Source organism: Mitsuokella sp. UBA4253 (assembly GCF_002395285.1).
Taxonomy (GTDB): domain Bacteria; phylum Bacillota; class Negativicutes; order Selenomonadales; family Selenomonadaceae; genus Mitsuokella; species Mitsuokella jalaludinii.
In genome coordinates, this window is sequence record NZ_DGWR01000016.1 from 79,079 (window position 1) to 102,106 (window position 23,028).

General features: G+C 59.6%; 27 protein-coding genes. All 27 read right to left on the minus strand.

Features of this window, described 5'->3' with window-relative positions; genetic code table 11:
• Positions 1-297: 297 nt before the first annotated feature.
• Complete coding sequence (scfB, locus tag B2X55_RS09110) at positions 298-1,710, minus strand: thioether cross-link-forming SCIFF peptide maturase (protein WP_286821853.1); 1,413 nt, start codon at positions 1,708-1,710, stop codon at positions 298-300.
• A 56-nt stretch (positions 1,711-1,766) separates the two neighbouring features.
• Complete coding sequence (scfA, locus tag B2X55_RS09115; RefSeq protein WP_005841055.1) at positions 1,767-1,904, minus strand: six-cysteine ranthipeptide SCIFF; 138 nt, start codon at positions 1,902-1,904, stop codon at positions 1,767-1,769.
• A 72-nt stretch (positions 1,905-1,976) separates the two neighbouring features.
• Positions 1,977-2,753, minus strand: coding sequence for a histidinol-phosphatase HisJ family protein (locus tag B2X55_RS09120; protein ID WP_286821855.1), 777 nt, complete (start codon positions 2,751-2,753; stop codon positions 1,977-1,979).
• Positions 2,754-2,759: 6 nt separating this feature from the next.
• Positions 2,760-4,277, minus strand: coding sequence for a Na+/H+ antiporter NhaC family protein (locus tag B2X55_RS09125; protein ID WP_036375770.1), 1,518 nt, complete (start codon positions 4,275-4,277; stop codon positions 2,760-2,762).
• An 81-nt stretch (positions 4,278-4,358) separates the two neighbouring features.
• Entirely contained in the window at positions 4,359-5,237 is an 879-nt protein-coding gene (rsmA, locus tag B2X55_RS09130; protein WP_055161186.1) for a 16S rRNA (adenine(1518)-N(6)/adenine(1519)-N(6))-dimethyltransferase RsmA, read from the minus strand.
• Positions 5,230-5,796 carry a ribonuclease M5 gene (gene rnmV / locus B2X55_RS09135; RefSeq protein ID WP_278742912.1) on the minus strand — a complete coding sequence of 189 codons (567 nt, stop codon included), beginning with the start codon at positions 5,794-5,796 and terminating at the stop codon, positions 5,230-5,232. The genes rsmA and rnmV overlap by 8 nt, the downstream gene beginning before the upstream one ends.
• A 46-nt stretch (positions 5,797-5,842) precedes the next feature.
• On the minus strand, positions 5,843-6,529 hold the full coding sequence (locus B2X55_RS09140; protein WP_036375762.1) for a dTMP kinase: 687 nt from the start codon (positions 6,527-6,529) through the stop codon (positions 5,843-5,845).
• A gap of 18 nt (positions 6,530-6,547) precedes the next feature.
• Complete coding sequence (locus tag B2X55_RS09145) at positions 6,548-8,017, minus strand: aminotransferase class I/II-fold pyridoxal phosphate-dependent enzyme (protein WP_286821857.1); 1,470 nt, start codon at positions 8,015-8,017, stop codon at positions 6,548-6,550.
• Positions 8,018-8,130: 113 nt separating this feature from the next.
• The gene (locus B2X55_RS09150) at positions 8,131-8,319 is read right to left on the minus strand and encodes a hypothetical protein (protein ID WP_055161195.1); all 189 of its coding nucleotides are present in this window, start codon (positions 8,317-8,319) and stop codon (positions 8,131-8,133) included.
• Positions 8,316-8,771: a nitrous oxide-stimulated promoter family protein gene (locus B2X55_RS09155; protein WP_036375756.1), complete on the minus strand. Its 456-nt coding sequence runs from the start codon at positions 8,769-8,771 to the stop codon at positions 8,316-8,318. Before B2X55_RS09155 ends, B2X55_RS09150 begins: the two co-directional genes overlap by 4 nt.
• 81 nt (positions 8,772-8,852) lie before the next feature.
• The gene (locus B2X55_RS09160) at positions 8,853-9,617 is read right to left on the minus strand and encodes a TSUP family transporter (protein WP_036375752.1); all 765 of its coding nucleotides are present in this window, start codon (positions 9,615-9,617) and stop codon (positions 8,853-8,855) included.
• 111 nt (positions 9,618-9,728) lie between these two features.
• On the minus strand, positions 9,729-10,163 hold the full coding sequence (gene atpC / locus B2X55_RS09165; protein WP_036375749.1) for an ATP synthase F1 subunit epsilon: 435 nt from the start codon (positions 10,161-10,163) through the stop codon (positions 9,729-9,731).
• Between the two features lie 3 nt (positions 10,164-10,166).
• A complete protein-coding gene (gene atpD, locus B2X55_RS09170) occupies positions 10,167-11,579 on the minus strand; it encodes a F0F1 ATP synthase subunit beta (RefSeq protein ID WP_036375746.1) in 1,413 nt (470 codons plus the stop codon).
• 22 nt (positions 11,580-11,601) lie between these two features.
• Positions 11,602-12,459, minus strand: a complete 858-nt coding sequence (gene atpG / locus B2X55_RS09175) for an ATP synthase F1 subunit gamma (RefSeq protein ID WP_036375743.1) — start codon at positions 12,457-12,459, stop codon at positions 11,602-11,604.
• 16 nt (positions 12,460-12,475) lie between these two features.
• Positions 12,476-13,993, minus strand: a complete 1,518-nt coding sequence (atpA, locus tag B2X55_RS09180) for a F0F1 ATP synthase subunit alpha (protein WP_036375740.1) — start codon at positions 13,991-13,993, stop codon at positions 12,476-12,478.
• Positions 13,994-14,017: 24 nt separating this feature from the next.
• Entirely contained in the window at positions 14,018-14,560 is a 543-nt protein-coding gene (gene atpH, locus B2X55_RS09185; protein WP_270527991.1) for an ATP synthase F1 subunit delta, read from the minus strand.
• Positions 14,554-15,057 carry a F0F1 ATP synthase subunit B gene (gene atpF / locus B2X55_RS09190; RefSeq protein WP_226866820.1) on the minus strand — a complete coding sequence of 168 codons (504 nt, stop codon included), beginning with the start codon at positions 15,055-15,057 and terminating at the stop codon, positions 14,554-14,556. Before atpF ends, atpH begins: the two co-directional genes overlap by 7 nt.
• A gap of 39 nt (positions 15,058-15,096) precedes the next feature.
• A complete protein-coding gene (atpE, locus tag B2X55_RS09195) occupies positions 15,097-15,348 on the minus strand; it encodes a F0F1 ATP synthase subunit C (RefSeq protein ID WP_036375732.1) in 252 nt (83 codons plus the stop codon).
• Positions 15,349-15,425: 77 nt separating this feature from the next.
• The gene (gene atpB, locus B2X55_RS09200; protein WP_036375730.1) at positions 15,426-16,103 is read right to left on the minus strand and encodes a F0F1 ATP synthase subunit A; all 678 of its coding nucleotides are present in this window, start codon (positions 16,101-16,103) and stop codon (positions 15,426-15,428) included.
• Positions 16,104-16,135: 32 nt separating this feature from the next.
• Entirely contained in the window at positions 16,136-16,552 is a 417-nt protein-coding gene (locus B2X55_RS09205) for a hypothetical protein (RefSeq protein WP_081828413.1), read from the minus strand.
• Between the two features lie 269 nt (positions 16,553-16,821).
• Entirely contained in the window at positions 16,822-17,079 is a 258-nt protein-coding gene (locus B2X55_RS09210; RefSeq protein WP_286821859.1) for an AtpZ/AtpI family protein, read from the minus strand.
• Between the two features lie 145 nt (positions 17,080-17,224).
• Complete coding sequence (gene wecB / locus B2X55_RS09215; protein WP_286821982.1) at positions 17,225-18,361, minus strand: non-hydrolyzing UDP-N-acetylglucosamine 2-epimerase; 1,137 nt, start codon at positions 18,359-18,361, stop codon at positions 17,225-17,227.
• A gap of 41 nt (positions 18,362-18,402) precedes the next feature.
• The gene (locus B2X55_RS09220; protein WP_226866815.1) at positions 18,403-19,455 is read right to left on the minus strand and encodes an MraY family glycosyltransferase; all 1,053 of its coding nucleotides are present in this window, start codon (positions 19,453-19,455) and stop codon (positions 18,403-18,405) included.
• A gap of 122 nt (positions 19,456-19,577) precedes the next feature.
• Positions 19,578-20,039: a deoxycytidylate deaminase gene (locus tag B2X55_RS09225; RefSeq protein WP_036375721.1), complete on the minus strand. Its 462-nt coding sequence runs from the start codon at positions 20,037-20,039 to the stop codon at positions 19,578-19,580.
• Positions 20,032-20,457, minus strand: coding sequence for a pre-16S rRNA-processing nuclease YqgF (locus tag B2X55_RS09230; RefSeq protein ID WP_414683496.1), 426 nt, complete (start codon positions 20,455-20,457; stop codon positions 20,032-20,034). Before B2X55_RS09230 ends, B2X55_RS09225 begins: the two co-directional genes overlap by 8 nt.
• Before the next feature lie 134 nt (positions 20,458-20,591).
• On the minus strand, positions 20,592-21,872 hold the full coding sequence (locus B2X55_RS09235) for a DUF3084 domain-containing protein (RefSeq protein ID WP_286821860.1): 1,281 nt from the start codon (positions 21,870-21,872) through the stop codon (positions 20,592-20,594).
• Between the two features lie 51 nt (positions 21,873-21,923).
• Positions 21,924-23,018, minus strand: coding sequence for an LPS export ABC transporter permease LptG (lptG, locus tag B2X55_RS09240; protein ID WP_036375718.1), 1,095 nt, complete (start codon positions 23,016-23,018; stop codon positions 21,924-21,926).
• Positions 23,019-23,028: the final 10 nt, after the last annotated feature.

The window sequence follows — 23,028 nt, forward strand, 5'->3', positions numbered from 1 at the left end:
TGAAAATTACCCCCTAAATAGTCTTAGAAGTTTCAGTTCTTACAGCTCTAATGATACAATAAACGCCGTCCAAATGTCAATGGTTTTGTCATAAATTGAAGCAATTACAGTCGCGGTAAAAATGTATATTGTCAGAATATTTTGCTCTTAATTTCCAACAAGAATTTTCTCCCTTGTGACGGTCGAGAACACTGATAAACAATAGGAAGTCAACCCTTTCCATAGAAAAGCTGACAAGCATTTTTGCTTGTCAGCTTTTCTATTATACATAAATTATATTAATACTTCAGGGAAATATCATTCCCCATCCGCAGTCGTCTGCTCCTCTTTCTCCATCTTCTCGAGGGCCAGCAATGCCTGCACGAGGATGGCGCACTCGAGGCGCTTTTTCTGGATCTCACAGCCGACTTCGTACGGCTTGCGGATATCGCCGTGGAAGAGGTCGGCATTGGCGTGGCAGCCGCCCGAACAGAAGAAGCGCGCCCAGCAGTCGCGGCACTTCTCTTTGTTGAGCACATGGCTCTCGCGGAAGTACTGAGGAAGCTCTGTATTCGTGATGCCGTCGTAGATCGTGCCGAGCTTGTAGCCCTCGCGGCCGACGAACTGGTGGCACGGGTAGAGATCGCCGTTTTCGGACACGGCGACGTACTCATGGCCGGCACCGCAGCCGGAGAGGCGCTTGGCGACGCACGGGCCGTTCGAGAGGTCCATGTTGAAGTGGAAGAACCAGAAGCCCCTGCCCTCGCGATGGCGCTTCATGTAGGCCTCCGTCAGGCGGTCGTACTCCTCGCGGATGCGCGGCAGGTCCTCCTCCGTGAAGCCGAGCGGGCTGTCCTTCATGACGACCGGCTCGACCGAGAGGATGTTGAAGCCCTCGTCGACCATCGAGAGGACGTCCTTCGTGAAGTCCATGTTGTTGTGGGTGTAGGTGCCGCGCAGATACGTGTAGACGCCGCGGTAATCCCAGTCGCCGCCCTTGCGGCTCGCGATGCACTTCTTGAAGTTCTTGACAATGCGGTCGTAAGTGCCGTGGCCGCCCGCGTCCGGGCGCATGGCATCGTTGACTTCCTTGCGGCCGTCGAGCGAGAGCACGAGCGAGAAGTCGTTGTCGTTGAGCCACTTGATGTTCTCGTCGTTCAGCAGCATGCCGTTCGTCGTCATCGTGAGCTTGAACTTCTTGCCCGTCTCCTTCTCGCGCTGGCGGGCGTACTCCGTCACAGCCTTGACTGTCTTCATGTTCATCAGCGGCTCGCCGCCGAAGAAGTCGACCTCGCAGTGCTTGCGCGGGCCGCAGCTCTCGATGAGGAAGTCGATGGCGCGCTTGCCGACCTCCGGCGTCATGACGGCGCGCTCCTGACCGTAGCTGCCGCCGTCGCCGAAGCAGTACTTGCAGCGCAGGTTGCAGTCCTGGGCGACCATGAGGCAGATGGACTTGATGAGGCCCTTCTGCTTGAACGTCGGCGGCACATCGATGTCCGGCGCGAAGAGCTCGCCCATCTCCATGAGCTCATGGAGTTCCCCGAGCGCCTCGCGCAGATCCGCTTCCGGATACGCATCCTTGAGGGCCGCCACGACTGCCTCGTCATTCGCGCCGTCGAACGTGTCCATCATGTCGTAGATCATCTTGTCGATGACGTGGACGGCTCCGCTGTTGATGTCGAGCAGGATGTAGTGGCCGCCCTGCTCGAATTTATGGATTTTCGCTTTCATCAGTTACTCCTTGATAGAAAAAAGCCTTCCCAGATGGGAAGGCTCTTCACGAAACATTATTTCTCGCAAACCTGGTTGCCTACCGTGCAGGAAGTCTTGCAAGCAGACTGGCAGGATGCCTGGCACTCGCCGCAGCCGCCCGTCTTGAGCGAAGCCTGCATCGAAGGTTTGTTGACCGTCTTGATGTGTTTCATCGTCAGCCCTCCTAACTAGATAAAATCATATCTTCTTTTATTTTATCTGTTTTCGCCTGTATTCGCAAGAATTTATTTTGTGCAGGACACCATGCGGCGCTCAGCAAACGTCACGAGCCCGAGGCCGACCATCGCGGCGAGCTCCTCGGCCGCGCCGAAGTTCACAGCGACAGCATCGGAGATGTGCGCGTCTGAACCGAGCGTCACATAGCGGCCGCCGAGCTCGCGGTAACGCGCGTAGACGGGCATGAGCTCCTTACAGGCAAGGCGGCTGCCGAGGCGGCGCGTGTTGAGCTCGAGGACGGTATCCGTCTCGATGGCCGCGCGCAGGATCCTGTCGATATCCTCCTGGAATGTCCCGTAGGAGACTTCTGGGTTCGCATAAGGCGCATAGCGCGAGATGTAGTCGATATGGCCGAGCACATCGATGTGGGCGCCGTAGCGGCGGACATTCTCTGCCATGAGCTCATAATAACGATGAAACGCTGCTTCTTTGCTCTTGCCCTCGTAATAGGCCGGGTAGTAGATGTCCTGGCCGTCGACGATGTGCTGGGAGCCGATGACGAGGTCGAAGGGCTCCTGCTCGAGGAAGTGCAGGTTGCCCTCAAGGATGGCCTCATTCATGCCGATCTCGATGCCGAGGCGCAGATTGTCGCCGCGGTACGGCTCATAGGCCTGCCAGTACGCCTGCGGGTCAAAGGAAAAATCCATCTCGCCCGGGTAGTCGAGGTCGAGGTGCTCGGTGAAGACAAGCCCTACGCCGGCCTTCTCGGCCATCGCGATGGCGTCGGCCGCCTTCATCTCGGAGTCGGCCGAGAAGGTCGTGTGGCTGTGACTGTCAAAGATCATGGTCCATCAGCCTTTCTCTTCTTCGATAGCCGGGACCTTCGCGCGGATGATGACCATCGCGATGGCCAGGCAGATGATGCCCGTCAAGAGGCCGAGCCAGCCGTTCTCCGTCAGGCCGTCCACGATGTAGCCGAAGAAGCTGCAGGTCGCGACGACGCCGACGTACGGCAGCTGCGTGCTGACGTGGTCGATGTGGTGGCACTGTGCGCCGGCCGATGCGAGGATCGTCGTGTCGGAGATTGGCGAGGCGTGGTCGCCGCAGACAGCGCCCGAGAGGACGGCCGCCACGCAGACGACGAGCATGCTCGGGTCATTCATGCCGAGCACGGCAATGGCAATCGGAATCAAGATGCCGAACGTGCCCCACGACGTGCCCGTCGCAAAGGCGAGGCCCGCCGCCACGAGGAAGAAGATCGGCGGCAGGAACATGATGATGGAGGCATGGGCGCTGACGATTGCGCCGACGAAGCCGCCGAGGTTCAGGTAGTCCTTGCTGCAGATGCCCGAGAGCGTCCAGGCGAGGCAGAGGATGAAGATGGCCGGCGTCATCGCCTTGAAGCCCCAGCCAAAGCTGTCGCAGAAGGCATTGAACGTGATGATGCGGCGCGGCAGGTAGAGGACACCTGTGAAGACGAAGGCGATGAAGGAGCCGAGCACGAGCGACTTGGCCGAATCGCAGTTCGCAAATGCCTCCGCAATCGTCTTGCCCTCGTGGATGCCGCCCGTGTAGAGCATGCCGTAGACGCAAGCTGCGATGAGCACGAGGAGCGGCAGGATGAGGTCGATGATCTTGCCGTGGCCGAGCTCCATGTCGGCCGACTTCTGCTCGGCGTCAGCGTACTCCTTCGGGATGACGAACTTCTTGCTGTTCGCGCGGATGCTCTCACCCATCGCCGCGAAGTCGCGGGCCGTCCAGATGATGAAGAGCATGAAGAGGATCGTCAGCCAAGCGTAGAGGTTAAACGGGATCGTCTGCAGGAAGAGACTGAAGCCATCAATCGTGCTGTCTTCCGGCAGCGAAGAACCGACGGCGGCGGCCCAGCTCGAGACTGGCGCGATGATGCAGATTGGCGCCGCCGTCGCATCGATGATGTAGGCGAGCTTCGTGCGCGCGACCTTGAGCTTGTCCGTGACCGGGCGCATGACGGTGCCGACAGTCAGGCAGTTGAAGTAATCGTCGATGAAGATGACGATGCCTAAGAGTGCCGTCAAGAGGAGCGCACTGCGCTGTCCCTTGATGGTCTTCGAGGCCCATTCGCCGTAGGCGCGCGTCGCGCCCGAGCGGCTGATGGCCGCGACGAGGATGCCGAGGATGACGAGGAATACGAGGATGTTGACGTTGCTGCCGACTTTGTCGGACATGACGGTGAACATCGTGAGGATGGATTCGAGGATGTTGCCGCCCGTGAACAGCAGGGCACCGGAGAAGATGCCGATGATCAGGGACATGTACACCTCTTTTGTCCAAAGAGCCAGCACGATCGTGATGATCGGCGGCAGGACGGACCAGGCTGTTGCTGCCATTATCATACCTACTTTCTTATATATGGTTTGCTTATTGATACAGACATATTCTATAACAAGATTGTCATAGTAGCAAATACTTTATGCATTTTCCTGCACAGAAAAGGCGTCGGCAAGGCGACCGAATTCTTCAAGCGTCAAGGTCTCGCCGCGGCGCGTCGGATCGATGCCCGACTGCTCGAGCGCATCGCGCACGGCCTCCTTCTGGAAGCCGCCGCCCTTCAGGGCGTTCATGAGCGTCTTGCGGCGCTGGCCGAAGGCAGCCTTGACGACGCGGAAGAAGAGCTTCTCGTCCCGCACGGCCACGGCCGGCTCCTTGCGCACGCGGCACGAGACGACGACGCTCATGACCTCCGGCGCGGGGATGAAGGAGCGCGGCGGCACGTCGAGCACGATCTCGGGCTCCGTGTAGTACTGGACGGCGACCGAGAGCGCGCCGTAGATGCGCGAGCCCGGCTTGGCCGTCATGCGCTCCGCCACTTCCTTCTGGACCATCGTGACCATGTGCGTGATGGGCAGATGGCGCTCGAGGAGCGCCATGAGGATCGGCGTTGTGATGTAGTACGGCAGGTTGGCCGCGACCTTGAACGGCGCCTCGCCCATGATCTCGGGGATGTTGACCTTGAGGATGTCGCCCGGCACGATGCGCACGTTGTCGTACGCCTTGAGCGTCTCCTTGAGAACGGCCGGCAATTTCTTGTCGAGCTCGACGGCCGTGACATCGGCGCCGGCCTCGGCGAGGCCCTGCGTCAGCGTGCCGATGCCCGGGCCGATCTCCAGGACGCGGTCGCCCGGCTTGACCTCAGCGGCATCGACGATGCCCTGCACGATGCGCGCATCGATGAGGAAGTTCTGGCCGAGCTTCTTGCTCATGCGCAGGCCGAACGCCTTGAGGATGTGCATCGTGACCTCGCGGCTCGCGATCTTCGGCTGCAGTACCTTCTCGTCTTCTTTATTCATGACTCTCCTCCTGCTCTCTGTTCTCACGCTCCATATCCTCGAGGGCGCGGTCAAATTCTTCTCGCGACACGCCGTAGTGGTTGAGGCGCGTCAGGAACGTCTTGGCGTTGGCAAAGCCGAGGCCGAGCTTCTCGCCGAGGCGCGCGCGGCGCACCGAGGCATCCGCAGCGCCTGAGAGGCCGTGGATGATGAGGTCGGCACCCGTGAACGTCTTCTTGGGCTCCCAGTCCAGCGTGCGGACCTTGGCGAGCGCCTTGCGGATGGCGTCAGGCTTCGCCTGTTCGATGCCGATGTCGTCGTTATCCGTCGCCTCTTCGACGGGCACGAAAGCGTGCTTGGCCTCGGGGAAGCGACGCGAGAGGTACTTGCGGATGCGCTCGCCGGCCGAATCGGGGTCCGTCATGATGATGATGCCGCGCTTCTTGTAGGCCTGCTCGATATTCTTGAGTGCCTGCGGCTTGAGGTTGAATCCCTCCGTGATGATGCAGTCGGCCTCGACTGCCTTGTCGATGGCGACGACATCCATCTTGCCCTCGACCACCAGAACTTCTTTGATCATAGTATTCCTTTCTCGGGCCCTTCCATATCCGGGCCTTGTCCTCTCTTCATTCCATACCTTCGAGCAGCGGCATAATGGCCGCGTAGACATCGGCGTGGATGGCCTCGACGGCGCGCGGCTCGCCGTGCTCGCTGCAGGCAACGCGCGTCCAGCCGTATTTCTTGGCCAGCTCCTCGTAAGCCGCATGGCAGCGGTGCAGGTATTCTTTGTCGCGCTCGTGGATGTCCCTCTCCTGCGCCTGCGCCGCGGCTCGCGCCGCAATCAGGCGGTCGGCCACCTCAGGATCCATGTCGAGGAAGACGACCTTATCGGGCACGGGCAGGCCGAGCTTGTTGAACTCAAAGTCCCAGAGCCAGTCGAGGAACGATTCGCGCTCCTCCCTGTCCGTCAGCTTGACGGCCTGATGGACCATGTTCGACGTCGTGTAGCGGTCGGCGAGGATGATCGCGCCTGCCTCATACGCCTTCTTCCACTTCATGCGGTACGAGGCGTAGCGATCGACGGCAAAGAACGTCGAGGCCGCGTAGGCGTTGACATCTTCCGCATGGCCGCCAAAATCGCCGCGCAGGTACATGCGCACGAGCATCGAGGAATCCGCCGCGTAGTCGGGGAACTCGACGCGGTGCACGCGGTAGCCCTCGCGGCAGAGGTGCTCGTAGAGCGCCTTCGTCTGCGTGGCCTTGCCTGAGCCGTCGCCAGCCTCGATGATGATGAGTTTGCCTTTTTTCTCCATGTGCGTTTCCCCCTCTGCTCACTTGACGACCTGAATACGCCCGAGCGATGCGTCGCGCGGGCCGACGACCTTGAGGCCGAGCGCCTGCATCGCCTCGATGTAGCGCAGGCTCGCCGCATCGATGACATCGCCGGGGCACAGGATCGGGATGCCCGGCGGGTAGAACATGACCTGCTCCGCCGCGATATGCCCCTCTGCCTCGGAAAAGGCCACACTGCCCTTCGGTGCAAAGAACGCCTCGCGCGGCGTCATGCCCTGCGCGGGGACGGCGGGCAGGGCCATTTGGGTGGCCTTGTCTGCCGCATGCTCCCTGCGGTGATCCTTCGCCAGCTGCCGCAACGCCTCCAGCAGGTAGTCCGCCTGCTCTTCTGTGTCTGCATACGAGAGGATGAAGAGCAGGTTGCGCGCATCGGAGAGCTCGCACTGGACCTTATACCGATGGCGCAGGATGGACTCAGCTTCGACGCCGCTGAGGCCGAGCCCCGTGACCTGCACGGTGATCTTCGTCGCATCGAGCCCTGTCGCACCAGGATAACATGTGTATTCCGGGCCAAACGACCAGAGGCCATCGATCGCGTTGATGGCACTGCGCAGCCTGCCCGCGAGGCACACGGCCCGGCCGACCGTCTCGCGGCCATTCTCCGCCATCTGCAGCCGCGCGATGTCGAGCGACGCCAGCAGAAGCTGGTTCGGACTCGTCGACTGCAGCAGGCTCGCGGCCTCGCGCACGCGCTCGCGGTCCACGCGCGGCCCGTTGACGAGCAGCATAGAAGCCTGCGTCATCGCACCGAGTATCTTGTGGGTGCTCTGCGCCGCCATGTCGGCGCCGCAGTCGATGGCCTGCGGCGGCAGATCATCCGAGAAGCGAAGATGCGGGCCGTGCGCTTCATCGACGAGCAGCAGCATATCGTGCGCATGGACGAGCGATGCGATCTCTGCCAGATTGAAGGTCACGCCGTAGTACGTCGGATAGACGACAGCTAGCGCCTTGGCCTCCGGATGCTCCCGGAGGGCCCGCTCCACTGTCGCCTTTGTCAGCCCCATCGCGATGCCCAGCCGGTCATCGATCTCCGGCTGCAAAAAGACAGGACGCGCGCCCGCGAGGATGATGCCGCCGATCATCGAGCGGTGCGCATTGCGCGGCACGAGCACCGCATCGCCCGGGCGCAGCGCGCCCATGAGCATCGTGTGGATAGCCCCCGTCGTGCCGTTGATCATGAAGTACGCCTGATCGGCGCCGTAGAGCACAGCCGCCATCCCCTGCGCCTCCTTGATGCACATCGTCGGCTCGTGCAGGTCGTCGAGCTCCTCCATCAGCGAGACTTCCTCGCGAAGGCCTTCTTCCGTCACGAGCGCCTTCAAGAGAGGATGCGCGCCGAGTCCCTGCTTGTGGCCCGGCGTGTGATAGGCACGCGCGCCGTCCGCCGCATAGGCACGCATGGCCTCGGCAATCGGTGCCCGCAGGATGTCATCCCTGTGCTGCTCCATATCATTCTTTCCCCTTTCGATCACTTATCCACCGTCCCTGTTAAAAATGTGCATAAAAATGTGGATAACTACGCCAAAAAACGCCAAGTTATCCACAGACTGCATCCTTATCGTTATCGTTTTTTCTGCCGCCGCGCGAACAGGATGGCCAGGAAGATGACCACCGCGCCGATGACGATAGCGATGTCATTCTTGCCGAAGAGAGCCTCCGAGCCGCTATCCTCTACCTTTGCGCAGAGTGCCAGTCCGACGAGCACGACGACGAGGAGATTCGATACCTTCCTGAGTGTTGAACGGTTCATTTCTTGCCCTTGCGCTCCTTGGCACGCTCCTTCGCAGCCTTCTCCTTCGCCTTGACCTTGTCGTCGAGCTTCTTCTGTTGCTGGTACTTCGCGTAGTCGACGCCCATGCTCGCCAGCTTGTGCTTGACGCTCATCATCGGATGGCGCAAGAACATGCGCTTGCTCGTCGAGTCCATGATCTTGAGGAACTCCTGCGTCTGCTTCGCGCCGAAGCACGGGCGCTCGCAGCGGTCGCAGATCGGCTTCGTGATGCCGTACGGGCAGCGGTTCATCTTCGTCATGACCGTCGCCAGGAGTGCCGTGCACTTCGGGCAGAGTTTGTCGCCCGACGTGCCGTGATGGCTGTGGCAGTAGATGCCGAACGCCTTGCGGATATTCGCCTTCTCCTTCGGGATATTATTCTTGATCTCTACCGGTTTCTTCTTCGGCAGGAAACGCGAGAAAATACTCATGTCAATCACCCTTCACTGTGGTCTCAAAAGATAAATACTACTCTATTGTAAGGTCAACGGCAAAGAAAAGCAAGGCCGCACTCACTTGAAGAGCTCGAAGAGCTGCTTGCCGATGAGCACCGTCGTCATGACGATGAAGAGCGGACGCACATAGCCCGCGCCCTTCGAGAGCGCCACTCGCGCACCGCACCAGGCACCGACGATCATCGCGAGGCCCATCGGAATGGCGTGTGCGAAATCGACGATGCCGAAGTAGCTGAAAAGGACAGCTGCCGAGATATTGCTCGCAAAGTTCAGCGCGCGCGCATTGGCCGCAGCACCGAGGAAGTCGAAGCCGACCATCAGGAAAGCGAAGAGCAGGAAGGAGCCCGTGCCCGGACCGAAGAAGCCGTCGTAGAAGCCGAAGGTGAAGGCCACGAGACACGAGAGCGCGAGCAGCTTTGCGCTCATGCCCTGATACGTCGACTCCTTGCCCCAGTCCTTCTTGCAGATGCTGTAGATCAACACGAGGACCAGCATGACGACGACGAGCGGCCGCAAAAACTCCGACGGGATCAGGCGCACCGTCACGACGCCGACACCAGAGCCGATCAGGGAGATCGGAAAGAGCCGGCGGATGAGCCAGCCGTCGACCTTGCCGGAACGTACGAACGTCACGAAGCTCGTGAAGGCCCCCATGACGGCCGCTACCTTGTTGGTGCCGAGCACTGTGAGAGGCGGCAGACCCGTCCACATCAGCGCGGGGATTGAGATGAGGCCGCCACCGCCGACGACGGAGTCGATGAACGCCGCCATGAAACCGAAGAATACGAGGAATGCGAGTGTGTTCACATCCAATAATTCCATAAAATAACGCCCTTTCTTGCATGATATCTCTCATCATTATAGCATAAATCCGCACACAACAAGAAAAAAGAAAAGCCCCGCAGCAGTGCTGCAGGACTTTCGAGTCAATCCTTATTCTTCGAATTGCGAGCCGAGTGCGCGCAGACGCGCAATCGAGCGGCGCAGTGCGAGTTCGGCGCGGTCGATATCGACGTCCTTGCCCTCAGGCGTGCCCTGATGGAAGGCGGCGATGCGGGCCTTGGCGCGGGCCATGGCCTCCTTCGCGCGGTTGATGTCGATGTCGATCGGCTGCTCAGCAGCCGTCGCGAGGACCGTGATCTTCTCCGGCGTGACTTCCATGAAGCCGCCCGCAACCGCGATGAGCTGCTCATCGCGGTCTGCGCCGAGGCGGATGCGCATGGCATGCGGCACGAGACCCGCGACGAGCGGGGCATGGTGCGGCAGGATGCCGAGCTCACCGCCCGTCGAGCGGACGATCAGCATGCTGATGTCATTCTCGTAGACCACTTTATCCGGTGAGACAATCTCCAGCTTGATAGTCGCCATCGATTATCCCTCCTCTTCTTTGATCTTCCGTGCTTTCTCCACTGCCTCATCGATCGTGCCGACCATGTAGAAGGCATTCTCCGGCAGGTCATCGTACTTGCCCTCGAGGATCTCCTTGAAGCCGCGTACCGTCTCCTTGAGCGGCACGTACTTGCCCGGCGAACCCGTGAACACCTCTGCGACGAAGAACGGCTGCGAGAGGAAGCGCTGGATCTTGCGCGCACGCGAGACAGTCAGCTTATCCTCATCGGAGAGCTCTTCCATGCCGAGGATGGCGATGATGTCCTGGAGTTCCTTGTACTTCTGGAGCACGGCCTGGACACCACGGGCAACTTCGTAATGCTCCTCGCCGAGGACTTCGGCGTTGAGGATGCGGCTCGTCGAATCGAGCGGATCGACGGCCGGGTAGATGCCGAGCTCGGCAATCTGACGCGAGAGGACCGTCGTGGCATCGAGGTGCGTGAACGTACCAGCCGGTGCCGGGTCCGTCAGGTCATCGGCCGGGACATAGACTGCCTGAACCGACGTGATGGAACCATTCTTCGTCGAGGTGATGCGCTCCTGCAGAGCACCGATATCCGTGGACAGCGTCGGCTGATAACCGACGGCCGACGGCATGCGGCCGAGCAGTGCCGAAACCTCAGAACCAGCCTGGATGAAGCGGAAGATGTTGTCGATGAAGAGCAGCACGTCCTGATGCTGGACATCGCGGAAGTACTCTGCCATCGTCAGGCCCGTCAGGGCGACGCGCATACGTGCTCCTGGCGGCTCGTTCATCTGGCCGTAGACGAGTGCCGTCTTGTCGATGACGCCCGACTCAGTCATCTCGCCCCAGAGGTCGTTGCCCTCACGGGTGCGCTCGCCGACGCCGGCGAAGACGGAGTAACCGCCGTGCTCCGTCGCGATGTTGTGGATGAGCTCCATGATGAGGACCGTCTTGCCGACGCCTGCGCCGCCGAAGAGGCCCGTCTTGCCGCCCTTGGAGTACGGAGCGATGAGGTCGACGACCTTGATGCCCGTCTCGAGGACCTGTGCGCTCGTCTCCTGCTCGTCGAACTTCGGAGCCGGGCGATGGATCGGCCAGGACTCCTTGTTGCCGACAGGAGCTGGGTTGTGGTCAACCGTCTGACCGAGTACGTTGAAGACGCGGCCGAGGCACTCCGTGCCGACCGGGACCATGATCGGGTTGCCCGTGTCGACTGCTTCCATGCCGCGCGTCAGACCGTCCGTCGAGCTCATGGCGATGCAGCGCGTGACGCTGTCGCCAAGATGCTGCATGACCTCGACGACGAGGTCGATGTCAATGCTCGTCTTGCCCTTGATGGTGACGGCATTGAGGATTGCCGGCAGCTCGCCCGCCGGGAATTCAATATCTACGACAGGTCCGATGACCTGTACGACTTTACCTTTTGCCAATGGTAAACCTCCTTATATGCCCTCACTTAAGGGCTTCGGCGCCGCCGACAATCTCAGTGATCTCACGGGTAATGCCAGCCTGACGTACTTTGTTGTAATGCAGATTGAGTTTATCCATGAGGTCTTCTGCGTTGTCCGTCGCGTTGCTCATCGCGTTCATGCGCGAGGAGAGCTCGCTGGCTGCCGACTGCAGAAGCGCTGCATAAACGACCGTGAAGAGATACTGCGGCAGTATGAAACCGAGCACCGTAGCGGCATCTGGCTCATAGATGTACTCGACGTTCAGGTCGTCCTGGTCCTCTGCCTTCAGCGGGGCGAACGGGAGCAGCGCCCCCGATTTCGGCTCGCAGCTGATGGCCGAGACGAACTTCGTGTAGACCATGTCGATCTCGCGGTACTCGCCCGTCTTGTAGAGCCGGATGAGCTCGAGAGCGATGTCCCGCGCCGCCTCAGAAGACGGGTGCTCGCTGATGCCGATGAACTCCTTGATGACCTTGTGGCCGCGGGTCTTGAAGTGGCCCACGCCCTTGCGGCCGACGATGACGAAGTCCGTATCGTCCGCTTTCTCGATGAGGGCCTCTGCCGCCTTGCAGGCATTCGACGAATACGCACCTGCCAGTCCCTTGTCCGAGGTGATCAGGAAGACGAGCTTCCTGCCATCCTCGTGCTTCTCGAGCAGTGGGTGCGAGAAGTCCATGCCTGCATTCTTGGCGATGGCGTGGACGACCTCGCTGACCTTCTGTGCATAGGGACGGTTCGCGGTTGCAGCCTCTTTGGCATGGCGCAGACGGCTCGTAGCGACCATGTTCATGGCACTCGTGATCTGCTTGGTACTCTTTACGCTCTTGATGCGATGGCGAATATCCTGTAAACTAGCCAAAAAGAATCACCTCGCCTTACGCCATTTTATACGGTACAGTTTCCTTGAACTCCACGATCGCGTTCTTGAGCTCCGTCTCCAGAGCATCATCGAGTTTCTTCTGGTCAATGATCTTCTGTGCGACTTCCGGATGCTGCGTGCGCATGAACTTCAGGAAGTCCGTCTGGAACTCGACGACCTTCTCGACCGGGATATCAACGAGATAGCCCTTGGCGGCCGTGTAGATGACCATGACCTGTTCCTGGACGAGCAGCGGGCTGTACTGCGGCTGCTTCAGCGTCTCGACCATGCGGATACCGCGGTCGAGCTGTGCCTTCGTCTCCTTGTCGAGGTCCGAGGCGAACTGCGAGAACGCTGCGAGCTCACGGTACTGCGCGAGGTCGAGGCGCAGGGTACCTGCTACCTGCTTCATGGCCTTGATCTGAGCCGAACCGCCGACACGCGATACGGAGAGGCCGACGTTGATGGCCGGGCGGATACCAGAATAGAAGGAGTCCGTCTCGAGCATGATCTGGCCGTCCGTGATGGAGATGACGTTCGTCGGGATGTAGGCCGAGAGGTCGCCGGCCTGCGTCTCGATGATCGGCAGAGCCGTGATGGAGCCGCCGCCGAGCTCATCGTTGAGCTTCGCTGCGCGCTCGAGCAGGCGGGAATGCAAGTAGAAGACATCGCCCGGATATGCTTCACGTCCTGGCGGTCTGCGGAGCAGCAGGGACATGGCGCGGTAAGCAGCTGCGTGCTTCGTGAGGTCATCGTAGACGCAGAGGCAGGCCTTGCCCTGATACATGAAGTGCTCAGCCATAGCGACACCGGCATACGGTGCGAGGTACTGCAGCGGCGAGCTGTCAGCAGCCGTAGCAGCGACGACGATCGTGTAGTCCATGGCGCCGCGCTCTTCGAGCGTCTTGACGACGCGCGCGACCGTCGAGGCCTTCTGGCCGATGGCGACGTAGACGCAGATGCAGTTCTGGTCGTGCTGGTTGAGGATCGTGTCGATGGCGATGGCCGTCTTGCCGATGCCGCGGTCACCGATGATGAGCTCGCGCTGGCCGCGGCCGATCGGTACGAGGGCGTCGATGGCCTTGATGCCCGTCTGCAGCGGCTCCTTGACCGGCTTGCGGTCTGCGATGCCCGGTGCCGGGTACTCGACCGGACGCGTCTCCGTCGTCTCGATCTTGCCCTTGCCGTCGATTGGACGGCCGAGGGCATCGACGACGCGGCCGATCATGGCCTCGCCGACAGGGACCTGCATGATGCGGCCCGTACGCTTGACCTGCGAGCCCTCTTTGATTTTCGTCTCGCCGCCTAAGATAACGGCACCGACGTTGTCCTGCTCAAGGTTCAGGACCAGACCATAAATATCATTGCCGAAATCGAGCAGCTCGCCCGCCATAGCCTTATCGAGGCCATGGATATGCGCGATGCCGTCACCGATCTCGATAACGGAACCAACATCATCAACATTGAGGTCCACATCATAGTTCTTGATCTGGTCCTTGATGATGGCCGTTATTTCTTCCGGATTCATTTTCATAACTTCGCTGTCACCCCAGTTTCATCACTCGTTAGCCAGTAATTTTCTCTTCATCATCTCGAGACGGCCAGCGACACTGCCATCGATGCGGCGGTCGCCGATCTTGACGACGACACCGCCGATAAGGGACTTGTCCTCGTGGAGGCGGAGCTCCACCTTCTTGCCTGTTACCTGCTCCAATCTGTCGGCAATGGCCTTCTGCTGTTTCTTCGAGGCAGGCGCGACGGTCGTCACGTCTGCGATCAGGATGCCTCTGGCTTCATTCGAGAGTGCGCGGTACTCGTCCACTATTGCCGGGAACAGCACGAAGCGGTGCTTGTCGACCAGCAACAGCAGGAAGTGGTACACGTTCTTCGAGAGCTCTTTCTTGAAGCATTTCTGCAAGAGCTCCTTCTTGAGTTTCGGATCGATCTGCGGATTGGAGAAGAACTCCATTGCCTGCGGCACGGACGCGATGCCCTCGCGCGCGGCCTTGAGTTCATCGCCATACTCCACGAGCTTGTCCTCTTCCTGCGCAATCTCGAAGATCGCCTTGGCGTATTTCCGTACAAGCTGTAAGTTTAACATGGCAGATCACCAATCTTGTCCTTGTCGAGTTGTTTGACGAAATCCGAGATCAGCGCTTCGTTCTCAGACTTGTCCATGTTCTTGGCAACGATCTTGCCGGCAGCTGCCATGGACAGCGTAATCATCTCGGTACGCAGCTGCTCGATTGCATGCTCGCGCTCGCGGTCGATCTCTGCCTTTGCGGCCTTGCGCATCTGCTCGATCTCGCGCTTCACCTCCGCGCGCTTTGCCTCGCGCTCCTCACCTGCACGCTTCTCTGCCATCAGGACGATGTTCTCGGCCTTGACATTGGCCTCTGCGAGCTTCGCCTTGTACTCAGCCAAGAGCTTGTCGGCTTCCTCGGCATCCGCATCCGCCTTGTCAAGGCTCTCCTGGATGCGGTCCTGGCGTGCCTTGAGCATCCGCACGACCGGCTTATAGGCAACAGCGCGAAGGAGACCAGCCAAGATCAAGAAGTTCAAGATCTGAGCGATCAATGTGGCATTGATATCTATCAATTGCTATGCCCCCCTTTTACGTTCTTCATCAAAATGGAATTATTTGATGAGCGGGTTGGCATAGAGCATGATCAGGGCAACGACCGTTGCGATGATTGCCATGGACTCGATGAGGCCGACGGAAATCAGCGTATTCGTGAAGAGCTTGCTCTGTGCTTCCGGCTGACGCGTGATACCTTCGATAAAGCGGCTCGTGACAAGACCATCACCGAGGCCAGCGCCGACTGCAGCCAAACCCATGCAAAGACCTGCACCTACGAGAGCTGCTGCGACCATGATTGCGTTTTCCATGAAAAGATCCTCCTTGATTCAACAATAAAAAACAGAATACGGAATGAACAATGCTTTTTTACACCATGCGACAGACATCACGACTCTTCTTCATCTTCCTTGACTGCATTCGCAAGGTAAGCCATCGACAGCATCGTGAAGATGAACGCCTGGACTCCGCCGACAAAGATACTGAATGCCAGCCAGATGACTGACGGGATTGGCATCCAGATCGGCATCAGCTTGAGCAGGATGATGATCAAGATCTCACCTGCCAGGATGTTGCCGAATAGACGGAACGACAGCGTGATTGGCTTGGCAATCTCTTCGATCGCGTTGATGATGACAAATACCGGCGTCGGCTTGAAGAAATGCGCGATATAATGACCGCCCTTCATGTGGACACCCAGTACGTGTACCAGTACGACGACGAGCAGCGCCAGCCCCAAGGTGGTGTTCAAGTCATTCGTCGGCGAAGACAACGTCGGGATGAGTCCCAGCCAGTTTGACGTCAGCAGGAACATGAACAGCGACATGATGAACGGCGCCAGGAACAGTCCCCGCTTGCCCATCATGGAGCTCACCTGCGTGTCGAGCCACGAGACGAGGATCTCCACCACATTCTGCCAGCCCGTCGGAATCATCTTGAGGTTCCGCGTTGCCAGCCATGAGATCAGGATGACGATCGCCATCGTGAGCCAAGTCATGCAAAGGGTCTCCCAGTTGAATGTCAACCCGGCGAAATGCACTACTTCGCGAACACCAATTTCATGCATAACCTATACCTCCCTCCTAGGTAAAACCCAAATTATTTTTTACCGAGGTTCATGTGGATCAGCAGGAACAGGGCGAGTCCATAGCAGACGAGAAAACCGAGCGCCGTGACGAGGAATACCGGTACGGAGATCGTCACCGCGACGAGCAGAACGAGGAAGAGCACGAGCATCCGGAGCACCATGCCCCAGAGCATCTGCCTCTTGCCGCCACTCTGCATGTACGTCAGGCGCCAGAGGCGCCAGGCCATGTTCCAGACAAATACCAGCGCCGCAAAATAGCCGAGGAAGAGTGCGCCGATGAGCTGCCCTTCTCCTCTCGCGAGCAGAAGGCTGCCGATCATCAGCGCCGCAAGCCCAAGGGCAATCGCGAGGCGCTTCATGAAGACCGATAAAATCTGTTTCATATTCCTCCTCTGACGACGGCAGGCGCCGTCTTTGATGAATATCATGTGGATGCGAGGAAGCCAAGGTCTCCTCTTTCTTCTTCCAATTCGACATGCGTGACAAGAATCCTGCCATCTGCAAAAAGAAAGCATCGACGTTTTCTATTATCACGGACTATATCGATAAGAAGCATTTATAGTAGGATAAATCATTGGTATTGTTTACTATTGATTTATCGCAATGACTATTATATGCGATAGGCACCCAGATGGCAAGCTTTTTTTCACCAAACAAAAAAGTCTTGCGATTGCGACAGTAAGATGCCTGACTTCCCTCAGACAATCCCGTTCTGCTTGAGCTGACGGAACAGGGTGTAGAAGGCGCCGGGGAAGCCGACGAGGATGCCCGTGAGCTTGCCTGCATAGCCGCCGCCTAAGAGATACGTGTCTGCCAAGGCCCCGAGGAACAGGCAGATGCCGACGAAGACGGCGAGGTAGATGCCGACGCCACTCAAGACAGCGAAAGCCTTGATGGCCTGGCGCAGGCCCGTGCGCAGCATCTCATGCGTCGTGTCCTTGTTTTTCTCGTCCATTTGAACCCCTCTTTTCATTTTACCATGCACCTTACGGATTCGATAAAAACCGACAGGCACATAAAAGAATTTCATCGTACTGCAAAATCGGATTTATGGTGCGCTTGTACCAAAAAAGCCCTCCCATAGGGAGGGCTTATATCGCTTAGCCTTCAAAGACATCCGGTCGGCCGTCTGCCAGTCCGTAGTGGTAGAGGATGGCCTGGATGATGCGCGCGGCTGCCTTGCCGTCGCCGTACGGATTGACCGATTCAGCCATGTGGCTGTACTCCGACTCGTCCGTCAAGAGCTTCTTCGCCTCTTCGTAGACGCGCTCGCGGTCCGTGCCGATGAGCTTGACCGTACCGGCATCGACCGCCTCCGGGCGCTCCGTCGTATCGCGCAGCACGAGGACCGGCTTGCCGAGCGCCGGCGCCTCCTCCTGGACGCCGCCCGAATCCGTGAGGATCAGGTGCGCCTTGTGCATGAGGTTGGCAAACGGCTCGTAGTCGAGCGGATCGATGAGGTGGACCTTCGCGAGCCCGCCGAGCTCTTCGTTTACGACTTCGCGGACCTTCGGGTTCTTGTGGACCGGGAAGACGACCTCGACGTCGTCGAACTCCTCCGTCAGCTGCTTGAGCGCCTTATAGACATGGCGCATCGGCTCGCCGAGGTTCTCGCGGCGGTGCGTCGTGACGAGGATGATGCGCTTGTTTTGGAAGTCGACGTCCTTGAGGGATTCCTCCTGGAAGTCAAAGTCATCGCGCACCGTGTGGTGCAACGCATCGATGACTGTGTTGCCCGTGACGAAGATGGACTCGGGCGGCACATTCTCTGCGAGCAGATTGGCCTCCGACGTGCTCGTCGGCGCGAAGTTGAGGTCGGCGATGCAGCCTGTCAGGCGGCGGTTCATCTCCTCGGGGAACGGCGAGTACTTGTTGTGGGTGCGCAGGCCCGCCTCGACGTGGCCGACGGCCGTCTGATGGTAGTAGGCAGCGAGTGCACCGGCAAACGTCGTCGTCGTGTCGCCGTGGACGAGCACGATATCCGGCTCCTCCTCCGTCAGGACCTTGTCGAGGCCCATCATGGCGCGCGTCGTGATGTCAAAAAGTGTCTGGCCGGCCGCCATGATGTTGAGATCATGGTCCGGTTTGATCTGGAAGAGATTGAGTACCTGATCGAGCATCTCGCGATGCTGTGCCGTGACGGCCACGACCGGCAGGATGGTGTCCGGATGCTTCTGGAGCTCGAGCACGATTGGTGCCATCTTGATTGCCTCCGGGCGCGTGCCGAAGACCGTCATGACCTTGATCTTCTTCTTTTCCACTGCAAGACCTCCTCTTTTCAGTGCTGGTGTGCAGAATCCTTCATATGGAAGATCCCGAGTTTCTTGGCGCCGAAGAGCACGACGGCCACGACGACGCAGACGATCGCAATGGCGATCTGGCTGCTGACTTCCGTCAGGGCCACAGCGCTGAGACCCAAGAGCGCGCTGATGACGTACATCAGCAGGACGGCCTGGCGCTGCGAGAAACCGAGATCGAGCAGACGGTGATGGAGATGTCCCTTATCCGGCTTGAAGATCGGCACGCCGCCGCGGTAGCGGCGCACGATGGCGAACGTCGTGTCGAGGATCGGCAGGCCGAGCGCCAGGATCGGCACGATCAGCGCGATCGTCGCGGCGCTCTTGACGGCGCCGATGACCGAGATGCCCGCGAGCATGAAGCCGAGGAACTGGCTGCCCGAATCGCCCATGAAGATCTTAGCCGGATTGAAGTTGTAGTACAGGAAGCCGAACGCTGCGCCGGCAAGCGCGGCCGTCAGCACGGCGACGAGGATGATGCCCTGCTGCAGTGCCACGAGGAAGATCGTGATAGACGCGATCGTCGAGACGCCTGCGGCGAGGCCGTCGAGGCCGTCGATGAGATTGACCGTATTCGTCAGGCCGACGAGCCAGAAGATCGTCGCCGGGATGGCGAGGAACTCGAGGTAGATGTAGTCGCCGAACGGATCCGTGATGAAATCGATGCGGACATCAAAGGCAAAGACGAGCACGCAAGCCGCGATGATCTGGCCCAGGAGCTTCACCTTGGCCGGCAGGTTGACGTAGTCGTCGATGAGGCCGACGATGAAGATGATCGAGCCGCCGACCAGGAGGCCAATGATCTCATAGAGCACCTCCGGCGAAACCTCGGTGAACGCCAGGACGCTGAGGATTGCCACCATGAAGGCGACGTAGATGCCGATGCCGCCGATGCGCGGGATTGGCTTCTTGTGGACCTTTCTCGCATCCGGGGCATCCATGGCTCCCGTCTTCCCCGCAAGGCAGATGACACCAGGCGTCACCAGCAGTGCCACACCGGCAGCGATGATGAACGCCAACATATAGACTGGCATACAAGCGCACTCCTTTTTCTCGAATACACAGCTGCACTCCTGCGATGCCGCAGGGCATCCAGAGTGCCATCCATTATAACAAACCTATTTTAACGCAAGGCCATGACACTGTCAATCATTTGTCAGTCGTGGATCTCGTCGGGGCGGCAGCTCACGATGCTGCCATCCGTCTCGTAGTAGACAACCCGGGCAAGCTTCGCATTGCGCAGCATGCGGCGGCAGAGCAGGCACGGCTTGCCCGACGCGAGGCTGCCGTCGGCGTTGACGCCGACGATGTAGATCGTCGCGCCCTCCATCGCGGCGGAATCGGCGTTGATGATGGCATTCTGCTCGGCATGAACAGCGACGCAGAGCTCGTAGTTCTGCCCCTTCGGCACGTGGAGGCGCTCGCGCTCGCAGTTGCCCGTATCGATGCAGTTGGCCTCACCGCGCGGCGCGCCATTGTAGCCCGTGCTGATGATGATCTTGTCCTTGACGATGATTGCGCCGTAACGGCGTCGCAGGCAGGTCGCGCGGCGGCCGACGGCCTTGGCGATGTCGAGGAAGTATTCCGTCCAGTCGGGACGCTGCTGTTTCTCATTCATGATGGTAGTCTCCTTTTTGTTCGATGCTTTCTATATAGCGTGATGCGAGGATGACGGCGACGAAGTCGTCGACGGGCTCTGGCGGTACCTGCATGGTCACCGGCAGCAGCCGCCTCCAACCGCGCGGCGGCTTGGCCTTCCAGTACGCCTTCTTGGCGAGGTCCGTCGTCCGGTACTCGTCGATAACCTCGATGCGAAGGTCTGGCAGGGTCTCCTTGAGGCGCGCGCGCGCCTCGCGGCTCGTCGTGCCATTGCCCTCGACAAGCACAGAGAAGCCGTACGACTGCTGCGCCGCCCTGACTTCCTGCTCGAGCTTCGCCGTCTCGATGACGCGCTGCAGGAGGACGCTGCCGTCCAGCGTGAGCACAGCAAAGCCGCACTTCTCGCGTCCGGGATCGAGTGCCGCAATCCGTTCCATGGTGTCCATCGTATCTACAGTATCCACGGTGCATTTCCTTTCTTGATTCTCTCTGCTCTTGCTGCCTCGACTGTGCGCCGGACAGCAAAAGAGGCCCTGCACAGGCTGTCGGCCTTGCAGAGCCCTGCTTATCTTCACGGCTGATCTGGCATCTGTTCTTCCTTGATGATCAGGCGCAGCGGTCCGAGCGCGTCCGTATCGCCCTTGGCGTAGGCGGAGAGCACGACCGTGCCGTGCATGCCGTTGATGGCGTTGACGACCTCGTAGAACTGCGCGCCGTCCATGACGCCGATGGAGCCGCGGATCGGATCGGGCAGGATACCCTTGGCCGATGCCGCCGCATTGACCTCCTTGAGGAAGCTCATGACAGCCTGCTCAGCGCCACCGCTGCCGGCGCCCTTGAGCGCGATTGGACGCGCGAGGATGAACTCGCGGTCCTTGTAGATGATGCTGTTCTTGTAGAGCTCGAGCGAGGCACGCACTTCCTCGCCGCGCACGAGGTTGCCGGCCGCCACGATGCGCACGACCATGTCCTGCGGACTGCTCGCGATGGCCTGTACGGCCGAATTGTACTCCGGCTTGTAGATCCAGACGTCCTTGTCGGAGACATTGCGGCCAAGGCGCGACGAGACATTGCGGCCCGCAAGCTGTGCGAGCGACTGGAGGTCCTTGTCGACCTCGGCTGCCGGGCGGTTGCCGCGGATGACGCCGCTCGCGATGACCTCGCCGGCGCGAAAGACGATGTCGCCCTCGCGGATCGTCAAGAGTCCGTTGCGCAGATCCTGGTTGCGCGTCTCGAGGTCCTTGTTGTCGGCCGTCAGGCTCGCGTTCTTGCCCGTGAGCTCCTCATTCTTGCCGGTCAGCAGCGAATTCTGGCCCTGCAGTGCGGTGTTGGCAGAAGAAAGTGAGCTGTTCTGCTGCCCGAGCTGGTCGTTCTGCGCGACGAGCGCGTCGTTGCGCTGCATGAGTTCAGCCTTTGCGAGCTCCAGGAGGCGGTTGCCCTCCTGCAGGCGCTGCGACTCTGCCTCGAGCTCCTGCTGCTGTGCCTTGAGCGTCTCGACATCCTTGCGCGACTGGTCGAGCGCGTCGTTCGCTTCCTGCTGCTGCTGCTGTGCCATCTGCAGGTCCTCCGTGGCCTGGTTGAGGCTTGCCTGCGTCGTCTTCATCTTCTGGTTGAGCTTCTCCATGCCGAAGAGCGCCGTGCGCACATTCTGCGAAGCAGCCGCCATGACGCCGAAGGTCAGGGTCGTGATGCATACCCCCGTGAAGATTGTCACGATGATGGATGTATGCCGCGGGCGCAGGCCAAAGATCGACAGCTTCTTCTTGCCAACCTTCGAGCCCAGGCGGTCGCCGATGAAGGCGATGGCTCCGCCCGTGATGATGAGTACGACGATGAGTAGGACACCATACATCCTGTATTTACCACCTTTCCTTGATCTTGGAGCTTGATGATGCGCTTTGGGTCAGCGCGAAGCCCTGCGTATGAGGATGAAGCCCGCGATGAGCCCGACGATGTTCGGGATCCAGACGGCGAGCATCGGCGCGACGGCGCCGCTGCGCGCGAGGGCATTGCCCATCGTCATCAGCGCGTAGTAGAAAAAGATGATGATGACGCTCATCGCGAAGCCCGCCGACGAGCTGTTGCGCGTCGGCTGCAGCCCGAGCGGCACGCCGATGAGGGCGAAGATCAGGCTGGCCATCGGCACGGTGATGCGCTGGTAGAGCTCAGCCTCGAGCTTGTTGGTGTCGACGTACTGCGTCTTCATGATGTTGATCTGCGCGCGCAGCTCCTTCATCGTGAGCTCCTCTGGATCCTTCTGCTCGCGCACGATCTGCTTCGGGTTGGCCTTGATGGGCAGGACCTGCGTGTCAAAGCGCATGCTGTGCTCGCTCTGGCCCTCCGAGATGTCGTAGAGCATGCCGTTGTGCATGATCCACTTGTTCATGCTGTACTCAGCGTACTCCGCGTTCTCGACGTGGCTGACCTTGCCATCTTCATTGAAGTCCTGCATGGTCACGCCCTGCAAGGTCTGCGTGTCGCCGTCATAGCGGCGCGCGTAGACAAGACGCTGGATCTTGCCGTCCTGGATATCCTTGAGGATGATGTGCTCCTGCGACTTCATGCCGTTGTTGCCCTGGATCTCGTAGTAGAGCACGTTGCGGTAGGCCGTGTTGGCCCACGGCACGACGTACTCGTTGAAGGCGATCGCGCAGATGCTGACGATGAGGCCCATGAGCACGGCCGGTGCCGCGATGCGGTAAAAGCCGATGCCGCACGACTTCATCGCCGTGATCTCGCTTGAGCTCGAGAGGCGCCCGAACGTCAAGAGCGTCGCTAGCAGCATGGACATCGGGAACGTCCACATGATGACCGACGGCAGACCGAAGATGAAGATCTTGATGACGGCCGAAAGAGATGCGCCGTAGTCTGTGATGTACTTGGCGATCTTGAAGAGCGTACCCGAACCGATGAAGACAGCAGAGAATGCGCAGATGCCGAAGATGAAGGCCTTGAAGACTTCCCGGAATATGTATTTGTCTAAGATTCTGATGTGCATGTGCTGATTC